We start from the raw sequence: 26923 nt of genomic DNA on the forward strand, positions 1-26923 counted from the left end.
ACGCCGAAGGCCCGCCGGTTCGCACCGGCGGGCCTCGGCCGAAAAGCGTGGTGCGTCAGGCGTTCGCCAGGTCGGCCACCGGCCGACCGTTGAGCGCATTGGCCAGTTGTGGGGTCAGCACGTCGAGTGCGTAGAGCAGCGCGTCGGGTCCGCTATAGGTCAGTGCACCGCTGAGGTTGGAGTCGAACGTCGTGTAGAGCGTGCGGTCGTCGCGAACCACCCCGAGGCGGGCGAATGCCGGCGAGGCAAGCATCTGCTCCTTGGTGGCGCCGTTGACGAACAGCACGTCCTTGTCGAGCAATGCCAGCTTCTCCTCGCTGACGTCGCCGTCGACATCCTGAGTCTTGAATCCCAGTGCGGTGAACAGCGCGCGGCGTGGGTCCTTCTCCGGCAGCAGGTAGTGTCCACCGTTCTCCGGGCCGAAGTCGACCACCAGTGTCTTGCCCTCGAATTCCGGATTCGCCTTGCGTGCCACGTCGATCCGACTCTGGACCTTGTCCACGAGCTCTTGGGCCTCGGCTTCCTTGCCCAGCGCCTTGCCCGTGGTGAGCAACTGGACGTTCCACGGCGTTTCCTCGTCGGCGTAGTCCGCGGACTGAACCACCGTCGGCGCGATCTTCGACAACCGATCGTAGGTTTCCTTGTCGATCGTCTCGTAGATCGCGAGAATCAGATCTGGCTTCTGCGCGGCGATCGCCTCGAAGTCGATCGAGTCCTCTCCGCCCCACGTGGTCACGCCCTTGCCGTCAGTGGCCGTCTTGACCCACGGAAAGTTGTTGTAGGAGTCGAAGAACGACCGGGTGCTGACGGGAACGACTCCCAGCGGAAGCACGAAGTCCTGATCGGTCCAGCCGACGGTGACGACACGGCTCGGATTCTCCGGCACCTTGGTCTCGCCGAACTTGTGACTGATGGTCACCGTCGCCGCTTCAGGGGCGGTCTTTTCCGAAGTACCGCATGCAGTGAAAGACCCGACCGCCAGGACGACGGCCGCTACCGCCACCGCAGCGCGGTGCCACCTCCGATGTTGCAGCTTCACGCGCAGATTCCCTTCACTTGTCGTCAATGCCAGAGGCAGATTAGCTTAGGCTTGCATAACATAGTTCAGCTTCCCGGCGCGACTCCTATCCGGGGCCGGCAGTGGCGGCCGTGCGGGAAGATGCTGCGTCGCAATCACTTCGACACCCGTGGGCAAAACCCCCGCCGCGGACCGTGGGCATTGCATTCGATCGGATATAGGTTAGCCTTAGTTTAATTCTGCGAAGTTCATGGATTGCCGTCACGTTGGACGTGGCGAGAGAGGCGAGGATGCAGCGGACACTGCTCGGAGGCAAGATTCACCGGGCGACGGTGACCCAGGCCGACCTGCACTACGTCGGATCGATCACCATCGATGCCGACTTGATGGGCTCGGCGGGCATCGTCGAGGGCGAGCAGGTACACGTCGTCGACATCACCACGGGGGCGCGACTCGTCACCTACGCCATCACCGGTGCCGCCAGCTCGGGCGTGATTGGCATCAATGGCGCTGCAGCACACCTCATCTCGCCGGGAAATCTTGTCATCATCATGTCGTTCCTACAGCTCGACGAAGCCGAACTCGGCATGCATCGGACCAAGGTTGTACACGTCGACTCGGACAATCGAATCGTGGCGTTGGGGTCCGACCCCTCTCAGCCGGTGCCTGGCGCCGTCAACCAGATGGCAGGCGCATGATGTCCGTAGATCACGTTCTCGCAGTCGACGCCCCGGCGGCCAACGGCCATGAGCCGGTGCTGGACCTCGTCGGGGTCGGGTTCGGGCCGTCCAATCTCGCGTTGGCCGTCGCGGTCGAGGAGCACAACGACCAGCCTCACGTCACCGCGCCGGTGACAGCAGAGTTCGTCGAGATGAAGCCCGAATTCGGCTGGCACACCGGGATGCTGATCCCCGGCGCCACCATGCAGATCTCGTTCCTCAAAGACCTCGTCACGCAACGCAATCCGCAGAGCGAGTTCACCTTCCTGAGCTACCTCACCGAACGCGGCCGACTCACCGAGTTCATCAACTACAAGACGTTCTTCCCGACCCGACTCGAATTCCACGACTATCTGGCCTGGGCGGCCGACAAGGTCGACGCCACGGTCCGCTACGGCTCCCGCGTGACCGCCATCCGCAACGTCGGTGGCGCGTTCGAGGTCGATGTCACCGGCACACACGCCGGTCGGCTTCGCGCCCGCAACGTCGTCATCGCCGGTGGTCTATCGCCGCAACTGCCGCCCGGCGTCACGCGTTCGGCCCGCCAGGTCCACAATCATGGCTTCCTGCACGACCTGGAGCGACTGCCGTCGCGCCGCCACGACCGGTTCGTCGTCGTGGGCGCCGGGCAGAGCGCCGCCGAGGTCGCCGCCTACCTGCACGACATGTCGCCATCGGTCGAAGTTCACGGTGTCTTCGCCAAGTACGGGTACAGCCCGGCCGACGACAGCCCGTTTGCGAACCGCGTGTTCGACCCCGACGCCGTCGACGACTTCTACTCGGCCGATCCCGGTGTGCGCCAACAGCTCATCAATTACCACCGCAGCACCAACTACTCGGCCGTCGACCTTCCACTGATCGAAGACCTGTATGCCCGCGAGTACGCCGAACGAGTGGCAGGCAACCGGCGCCTGTTCCTGCGCGGCGCCTCGAGCATCGTCACAACCGAGGAGGACGAGGACGGTGTGCGGGTGAGCATCCTGCATCACCCCACCGGGGCGATCGACCACATCGATTGCGACGCGGTCATCTACGCCACCGGGTTCTTGCCCGCTCCGTTGCGCGGGATCCTCGGCGACCTCTGCGACGACATCGTGACGGATGAGCGTGGCAGGCCCGTGGTTTCGCGCGACTACCGTCTCGCTACGTCATCGCGGACGGGCGGCGGGCTCTTCATTCAGGGCAATACCGAGCACACCCACGGTCTGACGTCGTCTCTGTTGTCGAACATCGCGGTGCGCAGCGCCGAGATTCTCCAGTCGATCTCGGAGTCGGACAGAGCCCACCGGCTCAGCCCGGTCGGCAGCGCTGCCGGCTGACCCCCGCTATTCGATTCCTGCTGCCGCGTCGAGCAGCTGCAGCAGGTCGTGCGCCGCGAGTTCGACGGCCTTGTGCCGCCACTCCGACGCCCGGTACACGCACGCGATCAGCCCGGCGCGGTGGATCCGGCGAAAGTCGCCGTACACGAAGGCATATCGCGCCTTGGTGTGATCCTTCGCGCCCTTGGTCAAGCCCAGATGCCAGCGCGCGTAGTCGTCCCAGTCGTGCGATTCGAGATACGCGTTCTGGGCGTCGGCACGCGGCTGCACTTCGCCCCAGTCGCTGTCGAGCACGTACTGCCGTGAGTCGATCAACTTGCGCGCCCACACCACGGCCGGTTCATTGAGGTCGTACGTCGCCATCGGTTCATTGTCGCAGCGCCTCAGGCGTAGCGTTCCGTCATGGCCAACGCACTGCAGGTCGTCGTCGTCGGCTCCGGCATAACCGGATTGACGTCCGCCATCGCGCTGCTCGAGGCCGGGCACGAGGTTCGCGTGGTGGCCGCCGAGCCAAGTGGCGCCACCACGTCGGCACTAGCGGCGGCGGTGTGGTTCCCGACGCATGTCGGACCGTGGGAACGGGTGTCGGGTTGGGGCGCCGACACCTTCCGCGTGCTCGCCGACCACGTGGCGGCAGGCGTGCCGGGCGTCGTCATGCGCGAGTCGCTCGGGCTCTACCGCGAGCCCCCTGGCGAACCGGCGTGGACCGCGGCGGTGGACGGCGTGCGCCCCGCCGAACCGGATGAGCTTCCCCCCGGCTATCGATACGGCCTGCGTTTCGCCGTACCACTGGCGGAGATGCCGCGCTACCTGCCGTGGCTCGACGCTCGAATCCTAGAGCTCGGAGGCGAATCCACTCAGCGGCACCTTCGGTCACTCGACGAGGTGGCAGACGACGCCGACGTCGTCGTGAACTGCACCGGTTTGGGTGCGCGGGAACTGGTCGGCGACTCGACGCTGTACCCGGTCCGCGGTCAGATCGTTCGGGTGAGCAATCCCGGTTTGACGGTGTCGGTCCGCGACGAACTGCACCCCGGCGGCCGCGCATACGTTCACCCGCGGGCGGACGACTGCATCCTGGGCGGCACCCTGGACGAGGGACAGTGGGATACGGCGGTCGATCCGGCCGTTGGCGCCGCGATCGTCGAACGCTGCCGTGATCTGGTACCCGCACTGCGCGACGCTCACGTGCTCGAGCACGTCGTCGGATTGCGACCCGGCCGCCCGACCGTCCGGCTCGAGGAGGACGAGCCGCTCGGTTCCGGTGCGCGGGTCGTCCACAACTACGGGCACGGCGGCGCGGGCATCACGTTGAGTTGGGGATGCGCCCGCGAGGTCGTCGCACTAATCGAAGACCGAGGCCGGTGATTCCGCTACCAATTGCTCGGCGCGTAGTCCTTGAGGAAGCAGCCGTACAGATCCTCGCCGGCCTCGCCGCGGACGATCGGGTCGTAGACGCGCGCGGCGCCGTCGACGAGATCGAGCGGGGCGTGGAAACCCTCCTCGGCGAGCCGCATCTTGGTCGGGTGCGGGCGCTCATCGGTGATCCAGCCGGTGTCGACGGCCGTCATCAGGATGCCGTCGCTCTCCAGCATTTCGCCGGCGCTGGTGCGGGTGAGCATGTTCAGCGCGGCCTTCGCCATGTTGGTGTGCGGGTGGCCGGCGCCCTTGTAGGCGCGGGCGAACTGGCCCTCCATCGCCGAGACGTTCACGACGTACGTACGACGGGCCGTCGATGCCGCCATCGCCGCGCGCAGCCTGCTCACCAGGATGAACGGCGCGGTTTGGTTGCACAGCTGCACCTCGAGCAGTTCCATCGCGTCGACTTCGTGGACCCGCTGGGTCCAACTGTTCACCGAAGCGGTGTCGGGAAGTAGGCCGCCCGCGTCGATGGCGGTGCCTGCGGCGATCCGGTCCGGGCTTGCACTGCGGGCGACGAGGGCGAGCTCGGTCACCGCGTGTGGTGTCTGCTGCTCGGCGAGGCTGCCTGCGAGCGCGGCGGGGTGGGCGTCGCTGACGTGGTCGAACGTGATCACGTCGACGAGTTCGGCCGGCGGGATGCGCTCCGCTTCGACGAGCGCCGCATAGGAGCCGGGCGAGCGGCGCACCGTCTGAGCCGCATTGTTGATCAGGATGTCGAGCGGGCCATGCTCGGCCACGGTGTCTGCGAGCGCGACGACCTGGGCCGGATCGCGGAGGTCGATGCCCACCACGCGCAGCCGGTGCAACCAGTCGGCGCTGTCCGGCATGGCCGCGAAACGGCGGACGGCGTCGTTCGGGAAGCGGGTGGTGATGGTGGTGTGCGCGCCGTCGCGAAGCAGCCGCAGCGCGATGTACATGCCGATCTTGGCGCGCCCGCCCGTCAGCAGGGCGCTGCGGCCGGTGAGGTCGGTGCGGGCGTCGCGCTTGGACCGGTTGAGCGTGGCGCAGTCCGGGCAAAGCTGGTGGTAGAAGGCGTCGACCACCGTGTAGCGGTTCTTGCACGTGTAGCAGGCCCGCGCACGCAGCAACGTGCCCGCGGACGCCCCAACCGTGGTCGACACCAGCGGCAAGCCCTGCGTCTCGTCGTCGATGCGGCCGGGCGCGCCGGTGGCGGTGGCCGCAGTGACGGCGCGGTCAGCGGCGGCGACCGCATCCCGCTTGGCGTGGCGCCGAGCCTGCTTGACCGACTTCCACAGGCCCGCCGTGGCCCGGCGCACTGCCACGGCATCAGGGTGCTCGGGAGGCAATGCCTCTATCTCGCTCAGCACCTGCATGCAGGTACTGAGCTTCTCCGGATCGATCGCGGTCACCTTGGAAGTATGGCGATCCCGCCCGATCTGACCGAATTCACGACTCGGCGCGCAGCAATGCGACGTCCGATACCAACCGGATGTGGTCGGCCATCGCCGCCGATGCCTCTTCTGGATCCTGCTTGCGGACGGCCTCGGCAATCCGTCGGTGGCCTTCGAGCGACGCCCGCGGGCGGTGTTCCTGCGACAGCGACTCGATGCGGGTTTCCTTTACCAGCTCGGAGATCTCGTGCATCAACTTGGCCAGCAGCGACGAATGGGCGGCAGTGGTCATCGCCTCGTGGAACATCTCGTCGCCCACGACGCCGCGGTCACCCGCTTCGATCTCGGACTCCATCTTGGCGATCGCGGCGTCGATGGCGGCCATCTCCGCGTCGCTGCGCCGTACGGCCGCGAGGCTCGCCAGTTTCACTTCCAGCGCTTCGCGGGCCTCGATGATGTCGGGAATCCGGTCGGCGTGTTCACGCAACGCCTTGACCGCGCGCTCCTCGGTGGGGCGCCGCACCAAGATGGCACCGTCGCCGTGGCGTACCGACAACACTCCTTGCACTTCGAGCGCCACCAGAGCCTGACTCAACGACGCCCGGCTGACCCCGAGTTTTCCCGCCAGATCACGTTCGGCGGGCAGGCGGTCGCCCGCGGTCATCTCGTTGTCGGCGATGTACGCGCAGAGTTGCTCGACGATCACCTCGTACAGCCGGGGCCGCGTAACGGGCCTGAGTTGCTCAGCCACTGACTCACCTACTCTCCGTTCCACCATACCCAGACACCCTGCATACCTCAGGTAAGCGTGATCACATTGTTGATTGACAGTGACAGCCCTCACTGCTTTACTGGCTAGGCCAATGCTCCACTGGGTCAGTGAACCTACAACACTCCGGAGATCCCGATGCCACTCGAATTAATACCGATACTGGCCCTGATTGCGATGTTCGTCGCCGCCACGCTGCTGCCGATCAACATGGGCACGCTCGGCTTCGTCGCCGCATTCCTGGTGGGCACGCTCGCCGTCGGGATGAAGTCCGACGACATCATCGCCGGCTTCCCCAGTGAGCTGTTCCTGACGCTCGTCGGCGTCACCTATCTCTTCGCGATCGCGCAGAACAACGGCACCGTCGACCTGATGGTGCGAGGGGCCGTGCGGATGGTGCGCGGGCGGGTGGCGTTCATCCCGTGGGTGATGTTCGGGATTACGGGAGTACTGACCGCGATGGGGGCGCTCGGCCCCGCGGCCGTCGCGATCATCGCGCCGATCGCGCTGGGCTTCGCCAGGCAGTACAAGATCAACGCGCTCCTGATGGGCATGATGGTGATCCACGGCGCGCAAGCCGGTGGCTTCTCGCCCATCAGCGTCTACGGCGTCACCGTCAACAACATCGTGGCCAAGGCTCACCTGTTGAACAGCCCGGTTGCGCTGTTCCTGGGCAGCATGTTCTTCAACATCGGCATTGGCGTGTTGCTCTTCATCTTCCTCGGTGGGCGGTCGCTGATCGGCCGCACCGTGCATGACGATCACGGCGACGCGATCGACGGCGGCAGCCCGAGCGACGGCGTTGGCGGCGGCGTGGCGCCGTCGGGCACCGGCACGGGTGGTACGGCGACCCTGGCCGCGACCGATACCGAGCCACGCGTCATCGTCGAGCCGGTGCCGACGAAGTCGGTCACCTACGACCAGGTACTCACCCTGATCGGGCTCGGCGCACTGGCGGTGTTCTCGCTCATCCTCGATCTCGACGTTGGATTCGTGTCGATGACGGTCGCCGCCGTACTGGCACTCGCCTCACCCAAGGCGCAGAAGGGCGCCGTGTCGCAAATCAGTTGGTCGACAGTGCTTTTGATCGGCGGCGTGTTGACGTTCGTCGGCGTCCTGCAAGAAGCCGGAAGCGTCGACTGGGTCGGCAACGGCGTCGCGAAGCTCGGTATGCCACTGCTCGTCGCGCTCCTGCTGTGCTACGTCGGCGGCATCGTATCGGCCTTCGCATCATCGACCGCCATCCTGGGCGCCACCATCCCCTTGGCCGTTCCGCTGCTCCTGGCCGGCGAGGTGAGCCCCATCGGAGTAGTTGTCGCGCTGGCGATTTCATCGACGATCGTCGACGTCTGCCCATTCTCCACCAACGGCGCACTGGTGCTCGCCAACGTCCAAGGCGAGGACCGAGAGCGGTTCTACAAACAGATCCTCAAGTACAGCGGCCTGGTCGTCGCGATCGGTCCACTGATCGCGTGGGCCGTACTCGTGCTGCCGGGCTGGCTGTAGAAGTCACAGCCACTCGATCGGCTCGCAATTGCGGCGTAGGCCTGCTGAACCAGCAGGCCTACGCCGCTTGCGTTTTCGGCGTCTCGCTCTCACGCAGTTCTTAGATGACTCGGGTTGACATCGCAGGTCAGCGCATGGTTTTCTGAATTGGCTAGTCCACTAGCTCACTCAGTCACTAGGCCGAAGGTGGTCCTCCATGACATCGCACACCCCAACTCCCACACAGTCCGCCGGACCTCTCGACGGCCTCGTCGTCATCGACTTGACCCGGGCCCTCGCCGGCCCACACGCCGCGATGATGCTCGGCGATCTCGGTGCCGAGGTGGTCAAGGTGGAGAACCCCGACGGCGGGGACGACACCCGCGGCTGGGGGCCACCGTTCGTCGAAAACTCCAACGGCGAGCCGGAATCCACGTACTTCCTCTGCGCCAATCGGAACAAGAAGTCGGTGACCCTCGACCTCAAGGATGAAGACGGCAAGACCGCGCTGTGGGCGCTGATCCGCCGGGCGGACGTGCTGATGGAGAACTTTCGGCCGGGAGTGCTCGACCGCCTTGGCTTTTCGCAACAGCGCCTCGCCGAGGTAAATCCCCGGCTGGTGATGTTGTCCATCAGTGGCTTCGGTCATGACGGTCCCGAAGCCGGCCGCGCCGGATACGACCAGATCGCGCAGGGCGAGGCGGGGCTGATGTCCGTAACCGGCCCTGCTCCAACCGATGTGCAGCGTGTCGGGGTGCCAATCGCCGATCTGCTGGCCGGCATGTACGGCGCCTTCGGTGTGGTTGCGGCGCTACAGGAACGCGAGCGAACCGGTCGCGGTCAGGTGGTGCGATCCTCGTTGCTCGCCGCGGTGGTCGGCGTCCATGCGTTTCAGGGCACCAAGTGGACCGTTGCGGGCGAGGTCGGCGAGGCGACGGGTAATCACCATCCGTCAATCTGCCCGTACGGAATGTTCGACACCGCAGACGGCGCCGTTCAGATCTCGGTCGGCAGCGAGGGTCTGTGGAAACGGTTCTGCGAGGGCTTCGACTTCGATCCTCGGACGCCGGGGATGCGAACCAACCCTCAGCGCGTTGCCAACGCCAAGCGCGTCAGGGAGATGGTGCAACACGCGTTCGCGCTGTACACAACTGACGAACTGCTGGCAAAACTCGACCGAATCGGCGTGCCTGCCGGGCGGATTCGCTCCATCCGCGAGGTCTACGAGTGGGAGCAGACCAAGTCGCAAGGCCTCCTGATCGACGTCGATCACGACACGCTGGGGTCCATCACGCTGCCCGGTCCGCCGTTGCGGTTCTTCGACGCCGACGGTGCCGAAGTGACGCGTCGATCACACACCGCTCCCCCGGTACTCGGCGCCGACAACGACTTGCTCGCCGCGTTGCGGGTGGATCACCGATGACGCGCCCGGACGCTCATCAGGTGATCGCGGCCGTCATCGACCCCGGTTCGTGGACGTCGTGGGACGGCGCGCTGCCCGACGTGGAGGCAAGCCCCGACTACGCCGACGAACTTTCATGCGCGCGAACCAAGACGGGCCTCGACGAATCGGTGATCACCGGCGCGGCGACGATACGTGGCCACCGGGTAGCGATGGTCGTCTGTGAGTTCGGCTTTCTCGGCGGATCGATTGGCCTGGCCGCCGGCCATCGGCTCACCGAAGCGATCCGCCGGGCCACCGCCGAGCGGCTTCCCTTGCTGGCCCTGCCGACCTCGGGCGGCACCCGCATGCAGGAAGGCACGCGGGCGTTCCTGCAGATGGTGCGGATCACGGCGGCCGTCACCCGTCACAAGGCGGCACGTCTGCCCTACCTCGTCTACTTGCGCCACCCGACGACCGGCGGCGTGTTCGCGTCGTGGGGGTCGCTCGGGCACGTCACGTTCGCCGAACCGGGCGCGTTGATCGGCTTCTTGGGCCCGCGGGTGTACGAGGCACTCTATGGCGAACCGTTTCCCACGGGTGTGCAGACCTCCGAAAACCTCTACGACTGCGGACTGATCGACGCGGTGACGCCCCTCCCCGAGCTTGCCGGCATGGTGGACCGTGCTCTGTCCATCGTCGCGCGTCCGCCTCGTCCGATGCCCCCGCCGGCTCCCGTTGCCTCGTCTTCGGTGGATACCCCGGCATGGGATTCGGTGCTGGCCTCGCGCCATCCCGAGCGGCCAGGTATTCGCCAGCTTCTCCATCACGCAGCAGCGGACGTGTTGGCGCTCAATGGAACCGGGCAAGGCGAGAACGAGCCAGGGTTGGTGTTGGCGCTCACACGATTCGGCGGCGAGCCGTGCGTGCTGCTCGGTCAAGACCGGCACGGCCAAACACCGGAGGCGCCGCTGGGACCTGGCGCGCTCCGGCAATGCCGCCGCGGCATGCGACTGGCCGCCGAACTGGATCTTCCTCTGGTCACCGTCATCGACACCGCAGGCGCGGCGTTGTCACGGGAAGCCGAGGAAGGTGGATTGGCCGGCGAAATCGCCAGGTGCATCGCCGAAATGGTCACGCTCGAAGTCCCGACCATCTCGCTGATTCTCGGCCAGGGCACCGGTGGTGGAGCCCTCGCGCTGGTGCCTGCCGATCGCATTCTCACCGCACGCCATGGCTGGCTTTCTCCCCTTCCTCCCGAGGGGGCCAGCGCAATCCTGCACCACGACACGGAGCACGCAGCGGACATGGCGACCAGGCAGGGAGTCCGGTCCGCCGATCTTCTCAGCCACGGCATCGTCGACCGCATCATCCCCGAATATCCCGACGCTTCAATCGAACCCGAGTCGTTCTGCCTGCGCGCCGGCGCCGTACTCCGCGAAGAACTCGCAGCGCTCGGCACCGTCGACCACCGGCGCCGGCTCGCCGAGCGCGCTCGGCGATTCGACAGGATCGGCCAGGGGAATCCTGCGCTGGCAGTCGCCGGCTAGTGCTACGGCCTCAGCGGTACTTGGCGACGTACTCGGTCATGGTGGCCAGCTGGTAGCGCGAAACGTCCTGAGCGTTCTCGTCTTCGGCGAAGACCGAGGACACCATGACTGTGTCGGGCCGGTCGTAGAAGCCGATGCCCGCGAGGCCGGAGAAGAATTCGTCCCAGTCGACGTCGCCGTCGCCGACTTTGAGGTGCTGGTGGACCCGTGCCGGGTTGCCGGGCGGGTTGGTGATGTAGCGCAGGCCGTGGCTGCGGTGGTGGTCCATGGTGTCGGCGACGTGGACCAGCCGCAGCTTGTCACCGGCGGCCTTCATGATCTCGGTCATGTTGGCGCCCATGTGGAAGGTGTGACAGGCGACGTAGACCATGCCGATGTTCGGCGAGTTCACCCCGCGAATGATGCGCACCGCTTCCAGGCCGTCTTCGACGAAGTCATCGGGATGCGGGTCGATCCGCACGTCGAGGCCTTCGCGTTCGAAGATCGGCAACAGCTCCTCCATCGACCGGAAGAACGCGCGCTCGGACTCCTCGGCCCGTTCGGGGCGCCCGGAGAATTCGGTGTTGATGACGTTGACGCCAAGGTCGACGGTGATCTGGATGACGCGTTTCCAGTTGCGTACCGCGGCTTCCCGGGCATCCTCGTCGGGACCCGACCACCGCAGCACCGGCAGCACCGAGGCAATGCCGACACCGGCATCCGAACAGGCCTTGCGGAACTTGGCCACCAGGTCATCGTCGGCGCGGGGGTGGTTGAAGAACGGAATGAAGTCCCGATGCGGGGTCAACTGCAGGTAGTCGTAGCCGAGATCGGCGACTACGCGCGGGAATTCGAGTAGGTCATGGTCGTGATGAAAGGGCGTTGGGTCGAGCGCGATCTTCATCGTCATCGTTTTCCATTCTGTCGGTGAGACATTCAGCTGACGGGAGCGAAGTTGGCTGCTTTCAGGGTCTCGGCGGCGACCTGCAGCCCTTCGAGTTGGCCGAGTTCGGCGTCTTCGTGCTCGATGTTGACCGCCATGTTCGGATCGACGCGCTCGAGCGCCTGCAGGAATCGTGCCCAGAACTCGGTGTCGTGGCCACGTCCCACCGCGACGAAGTCCCACGCCGAGTCCTCGGGCCATCTGTTCACGACGTGCCGTCCGCCGAGCCCGGTGGGATTCTCGCTCAGCGGGATTCGGGAGAACCGCTCGTCGAGGACACCGTAGATCTTGCAGTTCTCGTTGATCCTGGTGTCCTTGGCGGCGGCGTGGAACACCAGCGGGCCCAACCACTCGATCGCGGCGATCGGGTCGATGCCCTGCCAGAACAGGTGCGACGGGTCCATCTCGGCGCCGACATTGGTGGCACCGATCCGTTCGACGAGCCGTCGCAGCGTGGGTGGGTTGAACACGAGGTTCTGCGGGTGCATCTCGATGGCGACCTGCACGCCGGTTTCGCGCGCCAGTGCATCGACCTCGCTCCAGTACGGCAGGGCGACCTCGTTCCACTGGTAGTCGAGGGAGTCGAGATAGCCCGAGTCCCAGGTGTTGACGTGCCATGCCGGCCATCGTCCGCCGGGGTGCGCCTGGGGCAGACCCGACATCGTCACCACGCGATCGACGCCGAGCAGGCCTGCGACGCGGATGGCCTTGCGTAGATCCTCGGCGTCCTCGGGGCCGACCTCGGGATCGGGGTGCAGCGGGTTGCCGTTGCAGTTGAGCCCGCTGATCGACACCCCCGTGCCGTCGAACGTCGCGAGATACTCCGCGGGCGTGACCGCTCCGGACAGGAACTCGTCCACGGGCAGGTGCGGTGTAGCCAGGAAGCCGCCGGCGTTGATCTCGGCACCGGTCAAGCCCAACGAGGAGATGACCTCCAACGCCTCGCGCAGTGGCCTGTCGTGCAGGATGGCGGTGTAGACGCCAAGTTTCATCGCACGCAGTCCGTTAACTGAATCGGACCGACGGCACCCCGCAGGAGCCGAGGTAGCGGCGGGTGCGCTGGGCGATCGGCAGCGGGTTGTCGGGATTGCAGGGGTACATGTCCTGTTCGACGATCGCGAACACGTCGATGCCGAGCTTCTCCACGGCGGCCAGAAGCGGTGGCATGTCGGGGATTCCGCGCGGCGGTTCGGTCATCGCGCCGAGGCGCACGGCCTCCCCGAACGGGAGATCTTCGGCTTCGACTTTGGCGCGCACGTCGGGGTCGACCTGTTTGAGGTGCAGATAACCGATGCGTTCGGGGGCTCGTTGGATGATGGCGAGGTTGTCTCCCCCGCAGTAGGAGATGTGGCCGGTGTCCAGGCAGAGATTCACGAACTCGGTGTCGGTTCCGTCGAGGAAGCGGTACACGTTGTCTTCGGTGTCGACGTGACTGTCGGCATGCGGGTGGTATTGCGCACGCACGCCGTACTTCTCGTACATCGCCTTGCCGAGTTCGTTCACACCGTGCGTCTTCTTGCGCCACTGCTCGGTGGTGAGGGCGCGGTCCTCGAGAACGGCCCCCGTGGCCGGGTCGCGCCACATCTCGGGGATGACGACGACGTGCTTGCCGCCCGCCGCGGCGGTCAGCTTCGCGACGTCTTCGATCTGCTTCCACACCGCATCCCAGGCATCGTCCCGGTGCAAGTGCTCGAACACGGTGCCGGCCGACAACTTCAGGTTGCGAGCGGCCAGTTCGTCGGACAGCTGCGTCGGGTCGGTGGGCAGATAGCCGTAGGGCCCCAATTCGATCCACTCGTAGCCCGCCTCGGCGACCTCGTCGAGGAAGCGGGTGTACGGCGTCTGCTGCGGGTCGTCGGGGAACCAGACTCCCCAGGAGTCGGGTGCCGTGCCAACGAGGATGGTGCTCATGTCAGTGCTTTCAGTAGTGGGGTTGGGTCAGGCGGCAACGGTCGGGATCGGGGCCGTGCCATGTTCCTCGAAGCGTTCCTCGAGTTCTTCGAGCGTCGTGCCCTTGGTTTCGGGGACGAATCGCCGCACGAAGATCCACGATCCGATGTTGACCGCGACGAACAGCGCGAAGGTACCCGTCGAGCCCAGTGCCGAGTTCAGCACGGGGAAGAGGAACGAGATGATGGCATTGGTGCACCACAACACGAAGACGGCGATGCCCATGGCGAAACCGCGGATGCTCAGCGGGAAGATCTCCGAGAGCAGCAGCCATACGCAGGTGCCGATGAACATCTGCACGAAGGCCACGAATGCCATCATGCACCCGAGGATCACGTAACTGCGCATGGTGGATTCGGGGAGCAGGAAGGCCGCGGCGAGGAAGGCTTGAGATGCCGCGACGCCCGCGAATCCGATCAGCAGCATGGTCCGCCTGCCGACGAAGCCGAGCAGGACGATGCCGATGATGGTGGTCACCACGGACGTCACCCCGACGGCGATGGTGGCGACCAGCGAGGCACTGACGCCAAGCCCGCTCTGCTCGAGAATCGTTGGTGCGTAATAGTTGACGGTGTTGATGCCGGTGGCCTGCTGCACGATCGCCAGGCCGCAACCGATCAGCACGATCTGCCTGATCCAGGGGACGTCGCGGATCACCGAGAACGGTGTGGTCGTCGTCTTGAGCATGTGAGCGGTGTGCTCGACGATCAAGGCGTACTCGGCGTCCGCCTCCTGCGGAGTGCGACTCAGCGCCAAGACCTTTCGGGCCTCGACCATCCGGCCCTTGACGCCGTACCAGCGGGGTGAGTCCGGCAGGACGAGCATGCCGAGCAGCAACGCGATGGCCGGAACCGCCGCCACCGCGAGCATGGTGCGCCACACGTGCGGGTCCCGGATGAAGTGGTCGAGCAGGGCGTTCATGGCGAATGCGAGCATCTGGCCCGTCACGATCATCAACTCGTTGATCGTCACCATCCGCCCGCGCCGATCCGCCGGCGCCATCTCGGCCAGGTACAGCGGGCAGGTGACCGCGGCGGCGCCGACACCCAGCCCCAAGATGATGCGGGCCGCGACCATGATCTGAACGTTGGGTGCCAGCGCACAGCCCAGGGCGCCGAGCAAGAAGAGCCCCGCGCACAGCAGCAGAGTGCCCTTGCGCCCGACCCGGTCCGCAACGCGTCCACCGAACAACGCACCGAAGGCCGCGCCCGGGAAGAGCAGCGAGCTGACCACCGTCGCCTCACCGAACGCGGACAGCCCCAGGTCGTCCTTCATGTAGAGCAATGCACCGGAGATGACGCCGGTGTCATAGCCGAACAGCAGACCGCCCAGCGTCGCGATGACGGTGAGTCTGGTCAGGAAGCGGCCTGACGACGCCCCTGAGGGGACCGGTGTTGACGGCATGGTGAACCTCGTTTCGGAACGTAGCCGAGTTGCGATCTAACGCGCGTTAGTTACGCGCGTTAGAGCTACTATGGGTGCAAGGCTGTGATGTGTCAACCATCACATCCGGAGAGGAGGAGGCGATGACACCGGGCGTATCGAGCTCTCGCCGACCGACCATGGCCGACGTCGCAGCTCGCGCAGGCGTTTCGCGGACACTGGTGTCGTTCATCCTCGACGGCAAGCCAGGAGCCAGCGACAGCACCCGGCAGCGGGTATTGGCGATCGCCGACGAGATCGGGTACCGACCCGACTCGGCGGCTCGACTACTGGCACTGGGTCGCAGCCGCACGCTCGGCGTGCTGATGGACGTGCGCCAACTCTTTCAGGCCGAACTCGTCACCGAGATCTACCCCGCGGCCGAAGGTGGTGGATACCAGGTGCTGTTGTCCGCCAATCTGACGGACCGCGAAGAGTCGGTGCCCATCGAGGCACTGCTCAGCCATCGCTGTGGTTGCCTCATTCTGCTGGGGCCCGGATCCGACACCGACTACCTGCGCAGTCTCGCGACGCGCGTCCCCGTGGTGGTCGTCGGGCGCCGGCTGCCGGTCGACGCGGAGGGCGCCGGATCACATCTCGCGACCGTGCGCACCAACGACGCCAAGGGAATGCGGGAGGCAGTCCACTACCTCGTCGAGCTCGGCCACCGCGACATCCATCACGTGGACGGTGGCGATGACCCAGGGTCGGCCGACCGGCGCCGCGCCTACCGCGCGGCGATGCGCAGCGTGGGCCTCACCGAGCACGCGAAAGTCATTGCCGGAGCACACAATGAGCAAGCGGGAGCCGCCGCGGCCCGCGCCATGCTCGCCGAACGTGAACTGCCGACGGCCGTCCTGGCCGGCAACGACCGCTGCGCACTGGGACTACTCGACGTGTTCACCCGCGCGGGCGTCGACGTGCCCGGCCAGCTGTCGTTGATCGGTTACGACGACAGCCGGTTGTCCGACAACCCCCGCATCGACCTCACCACCGTCCATCAGGACGCAGCGGGACTGGCCCGGCACGCCGTGCAACTGGCGGTCGAAATGCTCGAGGAGAAGCGCCGCGGCCCGACGGACGTCGTGCTCGAGCCCAAGCTGGTGGTCCGCGGAACCACGGCGAAACCACGGAGTGCGTAGGCGACGCGCACTCCTCAATTCGGCGATTCCGGCCTCCGGACCGACCACCACTGCCGAAGAAGCCGTCGGCACGTTGCGGCGACGAGGGGCTCGACACCGTCGAATCCGGCCCGCACCATCGCCGCCCCGGTGAAGTCCTGATCCGCGGTGTAGCCGTTGGGTACGACGATCGTCGCCAGCCCGGCCGCGTTGGCAGCGTGCAGACCGATCTGCGAATCCTCCACCGCCAGCGCGTTCGTCGGCGAGAGACCCAACTCGTCGAGCGCGCGCAGGTAGACCTCCGGATCGGGCTTCAATCGGCTGACGTCGTCCCCAGTAACGACGGTCTCGACGATTCCCCTATCCAGAATCTGACTCAGCAGCGGTTCCACCCACGCCCGCCGGCCCGTGGTCGCGATCGCGATGCGAATGCCGTCGTCGGCCAGGCTCGTCAACAGAGAGCGCAGACCAGGCCGCGGCATCAGGTCGCCCGCAAGCACCCGGTCACGGAACAACTCTGTCTTCGTCCGATGGACGTCGGCAGCCAAATCGTCTGACGCATCGCCGAATCCGCGCTCGCGCAAATGGGCCGCGATTCGACGCTGACCTCCCGCGATCTCGAGTAGCCGCCCATACTCGTCTGCATTCCACGTGATTTCGAGGCCGTGAATCGCAAACGCCTCGTTGAACGCCGGCCGGTGACCGTCGCGCTCGGTCTCCGCCAGTGTGCCGTCCACGTCGAAGATCACCGCAGCCAACACCGGACCGGTGCTACCCGCTGACTGCCCCTCCCACCTCGAAGACATGTGCTCCTCCCCTATCTCGGTCCACGCAACAGGTGGTGCAAGAGAATCATCTGGATGATGGCCAGCGGCGTGCTTCGGGTGCCAGCGGCGATCACTCCGAGACAGTCGGGCTCGTCGATGGCCGGGTCTCCCAGTTCACGCCACAGGATCTTCTCGGCGGACGTGTTCTCCTCCGTTGCGGCGTAACCGTGGATGTGCAGGCTGTCGACAGGCCTGCCGTCGGTGTCGCGGGCGAGGCGAAGGTGAGCGGTTCGAGTTGATTCCCGCCGCAGGATTTCGGACAGATCCGGCTGGTGAATCGTCGGACGCAGCAACACCTCAGCCGAGAGCGGGGTACCGGGTGGATCGTCACGTGACGGGATCGGGCCGAATTCGACGACGATGTCGGCATGTGCTCGTTGCGGCTGCACGAAGGTGAGGTATTCGCCTTCGCCGGCTTCCAATTCGGCGGCAACCTGATCGCGTCCGTATCCGCGGACGGCAACGTCACGCTGCATCCTCCACTCGCGCCTGACGACTTCCGGCGTATCGAGGAAGACGGTGACGTCGAAGCACGCACGCGCCAACTTGGTGTGCAACGGCAAGACGCCGTGCACGATGACGTAATCGTTGGGCTCGATGAGCTCTGGACGCGCCCGGCACCCGCTCGAGTGATCGTAGACCGGCTTGAGCACCGGTTGACCGATCGCGAGCAACTGCAGGTGCTGTTCGAGGATCGGAATGTAACTGCAGTCCGGATGCAGCGGAGTAAAGGACTTGCCCTGCCGCTCCACACGGTCGAACCGCTGATAGTCGTCAGTGGACACCGACACACAGCGGCCCGGCCCCAAGGCCTCGACCACACCGGAGGTGAGGGTCGTCTTGCCCGCCGCATTGCCACCGGCGACGGCCAACATGACCGGACGGCGGCGCTCCCCGGCGGCCCGGCCGATTCGAATGCTCTTGTCGGGCAAGTCAGCCCACTCCCTCGCCGCCGGCTACTTGCCGACCGCGATGACGGCGGCGTTGGCGATCGCGGTCGACGTCAGGCCAAGGTGTGCGGCGACCTCGGCCCCCGGCCCGCTTTCGCCGAACCGATTCAGACCCACGACTTCGTCGCGATCACGCGCGATTGCGGACCAACCGGTGGTTACGCCAGCCTCCGTCCACACGACGGGAACGTCGGGTAGCACGCTGCGGTCACGGGATAACGTCTCCTGCAGGCGTTCTCGCCACATGACCGAGATGACGATGGCATCCACACCTCGACCCGCCAACAGGTCAGCGGCGTCCAATGCGAGCGAAACCTCCGAACCACTCGCTGCCAGCACGACATCCCCGCCGGCCGCAGCACCGCGAACGACGCGGAATCCGCGGTCGCGGACGTCGGTAAGAGCTCCACCTAGTGCTGGGAGGCCCTGCCGAGTGAGCACCAATGCCGTCGGACCGGATAGGTTCTGCGAGGCGATCTCCCACGCCAGCGCCGTCTCCGCGGCGTCAGCGGGCCGGAGCACCGTCACACCCGGGATCAAGCGCAGCGACTCGACCTGTTCGATCGGCTGGTGCGTCGGACCGTCCTCACCGACATACACGGAATCATGTGTGAACACGTAAATCACGGGTTGCCCCATGAGGGCGGACAACCGCAGTGCGGGACGTAGGTAATCGGAGAAGATCAAAAACGTGCTGCCGAAGGGCCGGAGGCCGCCGTGCAGTGAGATGCCGTTCATGACTGCGGCCATCCCGTGCTCACGGATGCCGAAGTGAATGGTCCGTCCGGCGTAGTCATCTGCCGCTATGTCACCACCCGGTATCGCGGTGTTCGTCGACGCCGCGAGGTCGGCCGATCCGCCGACGAGAGCGCGATATTCCGCCGCAAGTGCGACGAGGGCTGCGCCCGACGCCTGCCGCGTCGCCGTGGACGGCGGCGCAACCGCGTCGATGAGCGGCGCAAGCACACCGGTGTCGGGTGCGGGCGGCACCTGGTTGAGCGGGAAGTCCAGGGCCAGTCCTGGGTGATCGGCCGTCCAGCCGGCGTAGGAGCGAATCCAATCAGCCCGCGCCGCTGCGCCGTTCGCAGCAAGGGCTGCCGTGACCGCCCTCAGTTCGTCGGGCACGTGGAACGCCTTCGACGGCCAGCCGAAGTTGGCGCGCATGGTGGCGATGGTGTCGGCGCCCAACGGACTGCCGTGGACCTTCGACGTTCCCTCGAATCCGGGTGCACCGTAACCAATCGTCGTCCGCAACTTGATGAAGGTGGGTGCCGACTCGACCGCCCGCGCTTGAGTCAGCGCCTCGTCGATCGCGTCGACGTCGTTGCCGTCCTCGACGGAAAGCGTGTGCCAGCCGTATGCCGCGAACCGCTTCAGCGCGTCGTCCCCACAGCTCACGTCTGCCGGGCCATCGATCGTGACGTTGTTGTCGTCGAATATGACGGTCAGGCGGCCAAGCCCGAGCCGCCCGGCGAGTGAGGCCGCCTCGTGGCTGATGCCCTCCATCAGGTCGCCGTCACCGGCCAGCACCCAGGTGCGGTGGTCGACGACGCTGTGTGCGCCGTCGTTGCAGCGCGCCGCAAGCATGCGCTCGGCCAGGGCCATTCCCACCGCGTTGGCCAGCCCCTGTCCGAGCGGACCGGTCGTGGTTTCGACACCGGGTGTCATGCCGAACTCAGGATGTCCTGGTGTGCGCGAACCGAGTTGGCGGAACTTGCCGAGGTCGTCGAGGGACAGGTCGTAACCGAAGACGTGCAGCAACGCGTACAACAGCGCGGAGCCATGGCCGGCGGACAGGACGAACCGATCCCTGTCGGGCCAGCGCGGATCAGCCGGGTCGTGGCGAAGATGTCGCGACCACAGCACCCATGCCAGGGGTGCTGCCCCGAGCGGAAGCCCGGGGTGTCCGCTATTGGCCGATTGCACGGCGTCTGCGGCCAGGAATCGCAGTGTGGTGATCGCCTGTCGGTCGACTTCGGCGGTCAGCACGTCGGTGCCATCGGTCTTGCTCGCCGCGGTGCTCACCGGGCCTCCATTCCTGCGATGGCGGCGCTCCGCAGCGCCGCAGTGCGGTCGGCCATGGTGCTGGCACCGGTGAAAAGCGCAGAGCCAGCACAGAAGACGTCCGCACCTGCACGCGCTGCCGCGCCGATCGTCGCGCCTGCGATTCCACCGTCCACCTCGAGCTCGATGTCGAGACCGCGGCGGTCGATTTCACTGCGCGCAGCGGCGATCTTGTGTTCCATCTCCGCCAGATACTGCTGACCACCGAAACCCGGATTCACCGTCATGACTAGCAGTAGGTCGACGAGGTGCAGCACATTGGTGACCGCTTCCAGCGGCGTTGACGGGTTCAGTGCCACCCCGGCCCGCGCGCCGAGATCTCTGATGCTGCACAGGGTCCGGTGCAGATGCCGGGTGGATTCGGCGTGGACGATGACGATCTCGCAACCGGCTTCCACCCATCGTGGCAGCATCGGGTCCGGGTCTTCGACCATCAGATGCGCTTCGAATCCCATCGACACGTGGGGGCGACTGTCGGCGATGACGTCCGGCCCGAACGTGAGGTTGGGGACGAATCGTCCGTCCATCACGTCCCACTGGATGCGGTCGACTCCCGCCTTCTCGAGCTGCCGAACTTCCTCGCCCAATTGCGAGTAGTCGGCAGGCAGAACTGAAGCGACAAGCGTCGGCACGCACGTTTCCATCCAACCTCCTTGGTTGGCAGCGATGTTAGGGAGCCGCCACGAGGCCCGTTCCCCCTGAGCGGGGGATAGCGGGGGTTATCTCTGGGGGTGAGAGGGAAAATCACGCCGTTGTCCGGAAGTTCGGCTCTATGGTGTGCAAATGGTGACGACGGTCACGGGCCCGGTGCGGCTCGTGTTGGTGGATGACCACGAGATGGTCATCGAAGGTCTCAAGGCGATGCTCGCGGGCTTCGGCAGCAAGGTCCGTGTGGTTGGACAGGCCGTGGGTGTCGATCGCGCGATCAGTGTGGTCGACAGCCTCGATCCCGACGTGGTGCTGTGCGACGTCCGCATGCAGGGCTCGAGTGGGCTCGACCTGTGTCTCGCTCTACGGCAACGTAATCCAGACCGCAAGGTCGTGATGTTGTCGGTGTATGACGACGAGCAATACCTGTTTCAGGCCATGCGTGTCGGCGCATCCGGTTACCTGCTGAAGAGCATCAGTAGCGACGATCTGGTTCGCCAGCTCGAGCTGGTGCGCGGCGGCGAAAGCGCGATCGATTCGGGCCTGGCGGCACGCGCGGTGGACACGGCATCACGCCTGCAGCGCGACGAGTTCTGGCCGGGCGCCCGCCAGGGATTGACGCAGCGTGAAAGCGAAATCCTCTCGTACATGGTGACCGGTCTGTCCAATCGCGGCATCGCAGGCCGGCTGGTGATCGGTGATGAGACCGTCAAGAGCCACTTGCGGTCGATCTACCGCAAGCTCGGGGTGAGCGACCGGACCAGCGCCGTGGCGACCGCCCTGCGGGAAGGCATCTACCAGTGAGCGGCACCGCGGCCGTCGGCCGAACCGAGCGGACGAACGCCGTGCGCGACCTGGTCGAGGCCGACCGTGAGCTGGCGCTGCTGCGTGAGTTGATTCAGGCGGCGTCGAGCGGTCCTGGTGTCGAGCCGCTCGCAGCCGCGGCGGCCCGGATGATCACCGACGCCACCGGAGCCGACGTCTGTTTCGTTCACGTACTCGACGACGGCGACCGCTCGCTGACACTCGCGGGTGCGACGCCGCCGTACGACCGCGAGATCGGCCGGGTCCGTCTCCCCTTGGGATCGGGAATCTCGGGCTGGGTTGCCAGCCATCGGGAGCCCGTGGTGATCATCGAGAACAAGGAATCGGACGCTCGGTACGTTCCCATCGAAACACTGCGCGATTCGGGTTTCACGTCCATGGTTTCGGTGCCGATGGAGACCGACCCCGGTGGCTTGGTCGGCGAACTGACCGTGCACACGATCGACCGTCGGGAGTTCACTCCCGGTGACGTCGAGCTGTTGTTGGTGATCGGGCGGCTCATCGCAGGCGCGCTGCATCAAGCCAGGCTGCATCGCCAGCTGGTTGGACGTGAACGTGCGCACGAGAACTTCGTCGAGCAGGTCATCGAAGCCCAGGAGCTCGAACGGCGACGGCTTGCCGGGGACATTCACGACGGGATATCGCAGCGGTTGATCACGCTGTCGTACCGCCTCGATGCTGCGGCACGTGCGGTTGGTGACGACGCCACCGAAGCGTCGGTGCAGCTGGCGGCCGCGCGTGAACTGATCGACCTGACACTGCAGGAGGCGCGCGCAGCGATCGGCGGACTACGGCCACCGGTGCTCGACGACCTCGGCCTAGCGGGTGGCCTTGCCAGCCTTGCCCGTTCGATCCCACAGATCCACTTGGAGGTCGACCTCGCCGACACACGCCTGCCCGAGCACGTCGAGATCGCCCTCTACCGGATTGCCCAGGAGTGCCTGCAGAACGTCGTCAAGCACGCAAGTGCGACGGTGGCCCGGATGGTCTTCTCCGTCTACGACGACACCGCCCGGCTCGAAATCGTCGACGACGGCGTCGGATTCAACCTGCACGACCATCCGCTCGGTAGTCATGAATCCCGAGGCTACGGGTTGCTCTCGATGTCGGAACGCGCCGAACTCGTCGGCGGACGTCTCAACATCCGATCTCGGGTCGGATCGGGCACCTCCGTCACAGCGGTCATTCCGCTTCCACCGGCCCGCGACTAGACGGTGCACTCCCGTCGATCAACCAATCACTTAAGAGTCAGCGCCTGATTCTCAATGGACATGTTGATCATGGGCTGGCAGCATCGACGCCATGGGAGACAGAAGCGGCACTTCGACGGTTCGTCGGTCATGACGCAGCAGACCCCGGAAACAACCCGCCGCTCCTTTAGTTTCACGCCAGGCAAGGACTCTGGGCCACAGCTCGTGGCCGCGCCGGGCGAGCCCGAGCCGGTGTTGGCGCCGGACGCCGTCGTCGACCTCGCCGCGGCCCGGCGCGACGCCGGCGTGGATGAGGTCTTGGCCAAACTCGACACCGAGCTCGTCGGGCTCGCGCCGGTCAAGTCCCGTGTCGCCGAGATCGCCGCGCTGCTGCTCGTCGACCGCATGCGAGCACGTTACGGAATCACCGCTCCCCAACCGACGCTGCACATGTGCTTCACCGGCAATCCCGGCACGGGCAAGACGACCGTGGCACTGCGAATGGCCGACCTGCTCTACAAACTCGGATATCTCCGCCGCGGCCATCTCGTCAGCGTCACCCGCGACGATCTCGTCGGCGAGTACATCGGGCACACCGCACCGAAGGCGAAGGAAGTGATCAAACGGGCGATGGGCGGCGTCTTGTTCATCGACGAGGCGTACTACCTGTACAAGTCCGAGAACGAACGCGACTACGGTGCCGAAGCGATCGAGATCCTGCTTCAGGTAATGGAGAACAACCGGGACGACCTCGTCGTCATCCTCGCCGGCTACGCCGACAAGATGGACCACTTCTTCTCGGCGAATCCCGGGATGCAAAGCCGCATAGCGCATCACATTCCGTTCCCCGACTACACGGTGGAGGAACTCGAGCGAATAGCAGCATTGATGACCAACCAGCTCGGCTACACGTTGTCGCCGGATGGCAGCGGCGCTCTGCGCGAATATCTGCACCGGCGAATGGAACAACCATGGTTCGCCAATGCGCGCAGCGTGCGAAACGCGATGGAGCGAGCGCGCCTGCGCCATGCGCGACGACTGGTCGACAACACCGATCAGCACGTCGATCTCATGTCATTGACCACGATCGAGGCCGCGGATCTGCTCGCGAGTCGGGTGTTCGACGAGGTCCCGGCAATGGACGCACGCTGACCACCAATGCCCGGCTGCGGGCGCTCGTCGAAGTCGCGGACACCGGCTCGGTCCGTGGGGCGGCCGAGCGGTTGGTGGTCACGGAATCAGCGATCTCGTCGGCGCTCGGCAGCCTCAGCAGGGAGGTCGGCGTCCCGCTTATCGACCGACACGGCCGCGGCGTCCGCTTGACTCCAGCGGGGCAGCGTTATGTCGAGTACGCCCGAAAGATCTTGGGGCTTCACCACGAGGCCATCCTGGCAGCCAACGGAGAAGTCGATCCCGAGCATGGTTCCATCCGCCTCGCCGCGGTGACGACCGCCGGTGAACTGTTGCTTCCCTCGCTATTGGCATCGTTCACCGCCAAATACCCTGGGGTGGACTGCAAGCTGGAAGTTGCTTCCAGGAGGTCGATTTGGCCGATGCTGGCCGATCACGAGGCCGATGTCGTGGTCGCCGGGCGCCCACCCGCCGACCTCGATCAAGTCCTGGTGCGAGCCGTCAGCCCCAACACGTTGGTGGTGGTCGGCCCCCCGGAAGCCGAGCGTCGATTCGACCCGGCACAAGCGACCTGGCTGCTGCGCGAATCGGGTTCGGGAACCCGCGCCACGACGACGACGCTCCTCGAAGAACTCCAAGTCTCGCCTCCTCAAATGGTGCTCGGGTCACACGGCGCGGTCGTGGCCGCCGCGGTGGCGGGGCTCGGAGTGACGTTGGTTTCCCGTCAGGCGGTGCGTCGTGAATTGGATGCGGGTGCGTTGGTAGAACTACCCGTCATCACAACTCCGCTCGACCGGCCGTGGCACATCGTGACGCAGTCACCCAGCACCGGATCGACAGAGCTGCTGATTGCCCATCTGCTCGCCCACCGTGAGCTCGGCTGGCGCTGCGCTGATTGAGCCACCCCGCCAGCCACCCAAGAGGGGGATGGACCGCCGCCAGAGCCGGATTAGCTCTTCAGGTAGGACTACTGAGGAGGAAACATGGCGGACACACACGATCCGACCGATCATTTCCGCACCACCCACCCGCATGCAGGTGAATCCTTCATCGACATCTATTGCTGGCCAGGGGTGGCGTCAATCGTATTGGGTGTCATCTCGCTCATCGCCTGCGTGGCTTCGGCGGCGTACTCACGCCACGAGTGGGTGCCGGTCACGGCGGTTGGTGGCGCCCTCGCGATTGCCGGTGGCGTCGCATGGCTGGTGGTCGAACACCATCGGGTGCTGCGCATCGAAGGGCTGTGGATGGCTGAACGTGCCGCCCGCCAAGAGGAACGGTGAACGTCCTCGCGTTGCTACACGACCAGTCGCCCGCGGAGCAGGGGCACCAGTGCCTCCCTGAAGACGATCGGATCAATGGGATGGGTGAGCACCACGTCGGCCTTCGACCATCGCGCCAACCATGCGTCATCGGGCCGAGCGGTGATGACCACCGTCGGCGGGCATTGCAGCAGTTCGTCTTTCAGCTGCTTCGCCAAGCCGAGCCCGCCGTAGGGCGCGGCCTCTCCGTCGAGCACGACGATGTCAACGGCGCTTGACGTCAGCTCTCGAAGGACCGCCGCCGGAGTCGCCGTGTGGACGAAGTCAAGTGGCGGCGTGCGGCTGTCCGGCATCCGGCCCAGTGCCTGCTGCACTTGCTGCCGGACACCGGCGTTGCTGCTGTACACCACGACCCGTAGCGGGGCGTAGAAACTGGCTCGGCTCGAATCTCGCATCACCCGCCGAATGGTAGCGATCTGACTCGCGCGGGTGAATCCCCTTACGCCTCCCCCAAGTTGGGGTGCTGACTGGCCGTCGCGTTCGTCAACGTAGAGGATCCCGGGCCGAACACGAGAGGGCAGACCGTTGAACGCGTATACGCCGATCTTCGCACTTGCGGGAGTCGCAGCTGTGTTCGCGGTGGGCTCCGTCGTGACGTCGGTACTGATCGGACCGCGGCGCTACAACCGCGCAAAGCTGGACGCGTATGAGTGCGGTATCGATGCGCTCGATCCGCAGCAGACGGCGGGTAGCCGGTTTCCGGTGAAGTACTACCTGACGGCGATGTTGTTCATCGTGTTCGACATCGAGATCGTCTTCTTGTATCCGTGGGCGGTGGCGTTCGATTCATTGGGTTTGTTCGCGGTGGTGGAGATGCTGCTGTTCATGCTGACGGTCTTCGTCGCCTACGCGTATGTATGGCGGCGCGGCGGATTGAGTTGGGATTGATCTAGATGGGTCTCGAGGAGCAGTTGCCCGGTGGCATCTTGTTGTCGACGGTGGAGAAGGTCGCCGGCTACGTGCGCAAGGGGTCGTTGTGGCCGGCCACGTTCGGATTGGCGTGTTGTGCCATCGAGATGATGGCCACCGCCGGACCGCGTTTCGACATCGCCCGCTTCGGCATGGAACGCTTCTCCGCCACCCCGCGCCAAGCCGATCTGATGATCGTGGCGGGCCGTGTCAGCCAGAAGATGGCCCCGGTGCTGCGGCAGGTGTATGACCAGATGGCCGAACCGAAATGGGTTCTGGCGATGGGGGTCTGCGCCTCCTCGGGCGGCATGTTCAACAACTACGCCATCGTGCAAGGCGTCGATCACGTCGTCCCGGTCGACATCTACCTGCCCGGCTGCCCACCCCGACCGGAGATGCTGCTCAACGCCATCCTCAAACTGCACGACAAGATCGCCGAAATGCCGTTGGGCGTCAACCGCACCGAGGCCATCGCCGCCGCCGAAGCCGCGGCACTCGCATCGCGGCCGACCATCGAGTTCACCGGACTGCTCCGCAAATGACCGAGGACGACACCACCAACGCTGCTGCGGCGTCACCGGATTCGGAGGTGATCGGGGTGCGGCGCGGCAGCTTCGGGATCACCGG

27 protein-coding genes are annotated in these 26923 nt (G+C 65.8%); 14 read left to right on the forward strand and 13 right to left on the reverse strand.

The genetic code is table 11. The features are described from left to right. Nucleotides 1-55: 55 nt before the first annotated feature. Nucleotides 56-919, reverse strand: coding sequence for an ABC transporter substrate-binding protein (locus tag N536_RS0119955; RefSeq protein ID WP_231514581.1), 864 nt, complete (start codon nucleotides 917-919; stop codon nucleotides 56-58). Between the two features lie 389 nt (nucleotides 920-1308). On the opposite strand from N536_RS0119955, the gene panD reads away from it, so the two are divergent. Next, on the forward strand, nucleotides 1309-1716 hold the full coding sequence (panD, locus tag N536_RS0119960; protein WP_029115228.1) for an aspartate 1-decarboxylase: 408 nt from the start codon (nucleotides 1309-1311) through the stop codon (nucleotides 1714-1716). Next, on the forward strand, nucleotides 1713-3056 hold the full coding sequence (locus tag N536_RS0119965; RefSeq protein WP_029115229.1) for a lysine N(6)-hydroxylase/L-ornithine N(5)-oxygenase family protein: 1344 nt from the start codon (nucleotides 1713-1715) through the stop codon (nucleotides 3054-3056). The genes panD and N536_RS0119965 overlap by 4 nt, the downstream gene beginning before the upstream one ends. Before the next feature lie 6 nt (nucleotides 3057-3062). Here the strand turns inward: N536_RS0119965 and N536_RS0119970 are convergent, their stop codons facing one another. Beyond that, the gene (locus N536_RS0119970; protein ID WP_029115230.1) at nucleotides 3063-3419 is read right to left on the reverse strand and encodes a hypothetical protein; all 357 of its coding nucleotides are present in this window, start codon (nucleotides 3417-3419) and stop codon (nucleotides 3063-3065) included. A gap of 39 nt (nucleotides 3420-3458) precedes the next feature. Between N536_RS0119970 and N536_RS0119975 the strand changes: the two genes are divergently transcribed. Beyond that, complete coding sequence (locus N536_RS0119975) at nucleotides 3459-4424, forward strand: FAD-dependent oxidoreductase (RefSeq protein ID WP_036436990.1); 966 nt, start codon at nucleotides 3459-3461, stop codon at nucleotides 4422-4424. Nucleotides 4425-4429: 5 nt separating this feature from the next. On the opposite strand, the gene N536_RS0119980 is transcribed toward N536_RS0119975, so the two are convergent. Both N536_RS0119980 and N536_RS0119985 read right to left on the reverse strand, forming a co-directional pair. Continuing rightward, on the reverse strand, nucleotides 4430-5848 hold the full coding sequence (locus N536_RS0119980) for an SDR family NAD(P)-dependent oxidoreductase (protein ID WP_029115232.1): 1419 nt from the start codon (nucleotides 5846-5848) through the stop codon (nucleotides 4430-4432). Between the two features lie 37 nt (nucleotides 5849-5885). Next, nucleotides 5886-6581: a FadR/GntR family transcriptional regulator gene (locus N536_RS0119985; protein ID WP_029115233.1), complete on the reverse strand. Its 696-nt coding sequence runs from the start codon at nucleotides 6579-6581 to the stop codon at nucleotides 5886-5888. Nucleotides 6582-6737: 156 nt separating this feature from the next. On the opposite strand from N536_RS0119985, the gene N536_RS0119990 reads away from it, so the two are divergent. The 3 genes from N536_RS0119990 (at nucleotide 6738) to N536_RS0120000 (ending at nucleotide 11015) form a co-directional block, all read left to right on the forward strand. After that, nucleotides 6738-8105 carry an SLC13 family permease gene (locus tag N536_RS0119990; RefSeq protein WP_029115234.1) on the forward strand — a complete coding sequence of 456 codons (1368 nt, stop codon included), beginning with the start codon at nucleotides 6738-6740 and terminating at the stop codon, nucleotides 8103-8105. 196 nt (nucleotides 8106-8301) lie between these two features. Continuing rightward, complete coding sequence (locus N536_RS0119995) at nucleotides 8302-9507, forward strand: CaiB/BaiF CoA-transferase family protein (protein ID WP_029115235.1); 1206 nt, start codon at nucleotides 8302-8304, stop codon at nucleotides 9505-9507. Next, nucleotides 9504-11015, forward strand: a complete 1512-nt coding sequence (locus tag N536_RS0120000; protein ID WP_029115236.1) for a carboxyl transferase domain-containing protein — start codon at nucleotides 9504-9506, stop codon at nucleotides 11013-11015. Before N536_RS0119995 ends, N536_RS0120000 begins: the two co-directional genes overlap by 4 nt. Before the next feature lie 10 nt (nucleotides 11016-11025). Here N536_RS0120000 and N536_RS0120005 read toward each other — a convergent pair whose 3' ends face one another. Genes N536_RS0120005 through N536_RS0120020 form a run of 4 tightly spaced genes read right to left on the reverse strand, consistent with a single transcriptional unit; the run spans nucleotide 11026 to nucleotide 15291 of the window. Next, nucleotides 11026-11898 carry a sugar phosphate isomerase/epimerase gene (locus N536_RS0120005; RefSeq protein ID WP_029115237.1) on the reverse strand — a complete coding sequence of 291 codons (873 nt, stop codon included), beginning with the start codon at nucleotides 11896-11898 and terminating at the stop codon, nucleotides 11026-11028. Between the two features lie 32 nt (nucleotides 11899-11930). Continuing rightward, nucleotides 11931-12929 (reverse strand): sugar phosphate isomerase/epimerase, encoded by a 999-nt coding sequence (locus N536_RS0120010; RefSeq protein ID WP_029115238.1) that lies wholly within the window; start codon nucleotides 12927-12929, stop codon nucleotides 11931-11933. Between the two features lie 13 nt (nucleotides 12930-12942). Beyond that, nucleotides 12943-13848, reverse strand: a complete 906-nt coding sequence (locus N536_RS0120015) for a sugar phosphate isomerase/epimerase (RefSeq protein WP_029115239.1) — start codon at nucleotides 13846-13848, stop codon at nucleotides 12943-12945. 27 nt (nucleotides 13849-13875) lie between these two features. Beyond that, nucleotides 13876-15291 carry a sugar porter family MFS transporter gene (locus tag N536_RS0120020; protein ID WP_029115240.1) on the reverse strand — a complete coding sequence of 472 codons (1416 nt, stop codon included), beginning with the start codon at nucleotides 15289-15291 and terminating at the stop codon, nucleotides 13876-13878. A 122-nt stretch (nucleotides 15292-15413) separates the two neighbouring features. Between N536_RS0120020 and N536_RS0120025 the strand changes: the two genes are divergently transcribed. Further along, nucleotides 15414-16451, forward strand: a complete 1038-nt coding sequence (locus tag N536_RS0120025; protein ID WP_029115241.1) for a LacI family DNA-binding transcriptional regulator — start codon at nucleotides 15414-15416, stop codon at nucleotides 16449-16451. A gap of 14 nt (nucleotides 16452-16465) precedes the next feature. On the opposite strand, the gene N536_RS38965 is transcribed toward N536_RS0120025, so the two are convergent. Genes N536_RS38965 through rpe form a run of 4 tightly spaced genes read right to left on the reverse strand, consistent with a single transcriptional unit; the run spans nucleotide 16466 to nucleotide 20915 of the window. After that, nucleotides 16466-17236, reverse strand: coding sequence for an HAD-IA family hydrolase (locus tag N536_RS38965; protein ID WP_081809291.1), 771 nt, complete (start codon nucleotides 17234-17236; stop codon nucleotides 16466-16468). 11 nt (nucleotides 17237-17247) lie between these two features. After that, nucleotides 17248-18189: a phosphoribulokinase gene (locus tag N536_RS0120035; protein WP_029115242.1), complete on the reverse strand. Its 942-nt coding sequence runs from the start codon at nucleotides 18187-18189 to the stop codon at nucleotides 17248-17250. A 24-nt stretch (nucleotides 18190-18213) separates the two neighbouring features. Beyond that, nucleotides 18214-20232 carry a transketolase gene (tkt, locus tag N536_RS0120040; protein ID WP_029115243.1) on the reverse strand — a complete coding sequence of 673 codons (2019 nt, stop codon included), beginning with the start codon at nucleotides 20230-20232 and terminating at the stop codon, nucleotides 18214-18216. Further along, nucleotides 20229-20915 (reverse strand): ribulose-phosphate 3-epimerase, encoded by a 687-nt coding sequence (gene rpe, locus N536_RS0120045; RefSeq protein WP_029115244.1) that lies wholly within the window; start codon nucleotides 20913-20915, stop codon nucleotides 20229-20231. The genes tkt and rpe overlap by 4 nt, the downstream gene beginning before the upstream one ends. 139 nt (nucleotides 20916-21054) lie before the next feature. Here rpe and N536_RS0120050 point away from each other — a divergent pair, with 139 nt between their 5' ends. From N536_RS0120050 to usfY, 5 genes are all read left to right on the forward strand, one after another. Beyond that, on the forward strand, nucleotides 21055-21723 hold the full coding sequence (locus tag N536_RS0120050; RefSeq protein ID WP_036436992.1) for a response regulator transcription factor: 669 nt from the start codon (nucleotides 21055-21057) through the stop codon (nucleotides 21721-21723). Further along, entirely contained in the window at nucleotides 21720-22955 is a 1236-nt protein-coding gene (locus N536_RS0120055) for a GAF domain-containing sensor histidine kinase (RefSeq protein WP_231514582.1), read from the forward strand. The genes N536_RS0120050 and N536_RS0120055 overlap by 4 nt, the downstream gene beginning before the upstream one ends. A gap of 129 nt (nucleotides 22956-23084) precedes the next feature. Continuing rightward, a complete protein-coding gene (cbbX, locus tag N536_RS0120060) occupies nucleotides 23085-24086 on the forward strand; it encodes a CbbX protein (protein WP_029115247.1) in 1002 nt (333 codons plus the stop codon). A gap of 14 nt (nucleotides 24087-24100) precedes the next feature. Then, the gene (locus tag N536_RS0120065; protein WP_231514587.1) at nucleotides 24101-24964 is read left to right on the forward strand and encodes a LysR family transcriptional regulator; all 864 of its coding nucleotides are present in this window, start codon (nucleotides 24101-24103) and stop codon (nucleotides 24962-24964) included. A gap of 84 nt (nucleotides 24965-25048) precedes the next feature. Further along, nucleotides 25049-25348 (forward strand): protein UsfY, encoded by a 300-nt coding sequence (gene usfY / locus N536_RS0120070; protein WP_029115248.1) that lies wholly within the window; start codon nucleotides 25049-25051, stop codon nucleotides 25346-25348. 14 nt (nucleotides 25349-25362) lie between these two features. Here usfY and N536_RS0120075 read toward each other — a convergent pair whose 3' ends face one another. Beyond that, nucleotides 25363-25782: a chemotaxis protein CheY gene (locus tag N536_RS0120075; protein ID WP_029115249.1), complete on the reverse strand. Its 420-nt coding sequence runs from the start codon at nucleotides 25780-25782 to the stop codon at nucleotides 25363-25365. A gap of 130 nt (nucleotides 25783-25912) precedes the next feature. Between N536_RS0120075 and N536_RS0120080 the strand changes: the two genes are divergently transcribed. Continuing rightward, nucleotides 25913-26275 (forward strand): NADH-quinone oxidoreductase subunit A, encoded by a 363-nt coding sequence (locus N536_RS0120080; RefSeq protein ID WP_029115250.1) that lies wholly within the window; start codon nucleotides 25913-25915, stop codon nucleotides 26273-26275. A gap of 5 nt (nucleotides 26276-26280) precedes the next feature. Continuing rightward, nucleotides 26281-26838: an NADH-quinone oxidoreductase subunit B family protein gene (locus N536_RS0120085; protein WP_029113741.1), complete on the forward strand. Its 558-nt coding sequence runs from the start codon at nucleotides 26281-26283 to the stop codon at nucleotides 26836-26838. Nucleotides 26839-26923: the final 85 nt, after the last annotated feature.

Origin of the sequence: Mycobacterium sp. URHB0044, assembly GCF_000620625.1 — a bacterium.
In the GTDB taxonomy this organism is placed as follows: domain Bacteria; phylum Actinomycetota; class Actinomycetes; order Mycobacteriales; family Mycobacteriaceae; genus Mycobacterium.

Bases quoted from the DNA above. Each gene is read 5' to 3' on its own strand.
- rpe (WP_029115244.1), bottom strand. From the start codon at position 20,915: ATGGAAACGTGCGTGCCGACGCTTGTCGCTTCAGTTCTGCCTGCCGAC.
- N536_RS0120015 (WP_029115239.1), bottom strand. From the start codon at position 13,848: ATGAGCACCATCCTCGTTGGCACGGCACCCGACTCCTGGGGAGTCTGG.
- N536_RS0120050 (WP_036436992.1), top strand. From the start codon at position 21,055: ATGGTGACGACGGTCACGGGCCCGGTGCGGCTCGTGTTGGTGGATGAC.
- N536_RS0120010 (WP_029115238.1), bottom strand. From the start codon at position 12,929: ATGAAACTTGGCGTCTACACCGCCATCCTGCACGACAGGCCACTGCGC.
- panD (WP_029115228.1), top strand. From the start codon at position 1,309: ATGCAGCGGACACTGCTCGGAGGCAAGATTCACCGGGCGACGGTGACC.
- N536_RS0120025 (WP_029115241.1), top strand. From the start codon at position 15,414: ATGACACCGGGCGTATCGAGCTCTCGCCGACCGACCATGGCCGACGTC.
- cbbX (WP_029115247.1), top strand. From the start codon at position 23,085: ATGACGCAGCAGACCCCGGAAACAACCCGCCGCTCCTTTAGTTTCACG.
- N536_RS0120075 (WP_029115249.1), bottom strand. From the start codon at position 25,782: ATGCGAGATTCGAGCCGAGCCAGTTTCTACGCCCCGCTACGGGTCGTG.
- N536_RS0120085 (WP_029113741.1), top strand. From the start codon at position 26,281: ATGGGTCTCGAGGAGCAGTTGCCCGGTGGCATCTTGTTGTCGACGGTG.
- N536_RS0120005 (WP_029115237.1), bottom strand. From the start codon at position 11,898: ATGAAGATCGCGCTCGACCCAACGCCCTTTCATCACGACCATGACCTA.
- usfY (WP_029115248.1), top strand. From the start codon at position 25,049: ATGGCGGACACACACGATCCGACCGATCATTTCCGCACCACCCACCCG.
- N536_RS0119970 (WP_029115230.1), bottom strand. From the start codon at position 3,419: ATGGCGACGTACGACCTCAATGAACCGGCCGTGGTGTGGGCGCGCAAG.
- N536_RS0119965 (WP_029115229.1), top strand. From the start codon at position 1,713: ATGATGTCCGTAGATCACGTTCTCGCAGTCGACGCCCCGGCGGCCAAC.
- N536_RS0120000 (WP_029115236.1), top strand. From the start codon at position 9,504: ATGACGCGCCCGGACGCTCATCAGGTGATCGCGGCCGTCATCGACCCC.
- N536_RS0119990 (WP_029115234.1), top strand. From the start codon at position 6,738: ATGCCACTCGAATTAATACCGATACTGGCCCTGATTGCGATGTTCGTC.
- N536_RS0119975 (WP_036436990.1), top strand. From the start codon at position 3,459: ATGGCCAACGCACTGCAGGTCGTCGTCGTCGGCTCCGGCATAACCGGA.
- N536_RS38965 (WP_081809291.1), bottom strand. From the start codon at position 17,236: ATGTCTTCGAGGTGGGAGGGGCAGTCAGCGGGTAGCACCGGTCCGGTG.
- N536_RS0119995 (WP_029115235.1), top strand. From the start codon at position 8,302: ATGACATCGCACACCCCAACTCCCACACAGTCCGCCGGACCTCTCGAC.
- N536_RS0120020 (WP_029115240.1), bottom strand. From the start codon at position 15,291: ATGCCGTCAACACCGGTCCCCTCAGGGGCGTCGTCAGGCCGCTTCCTG.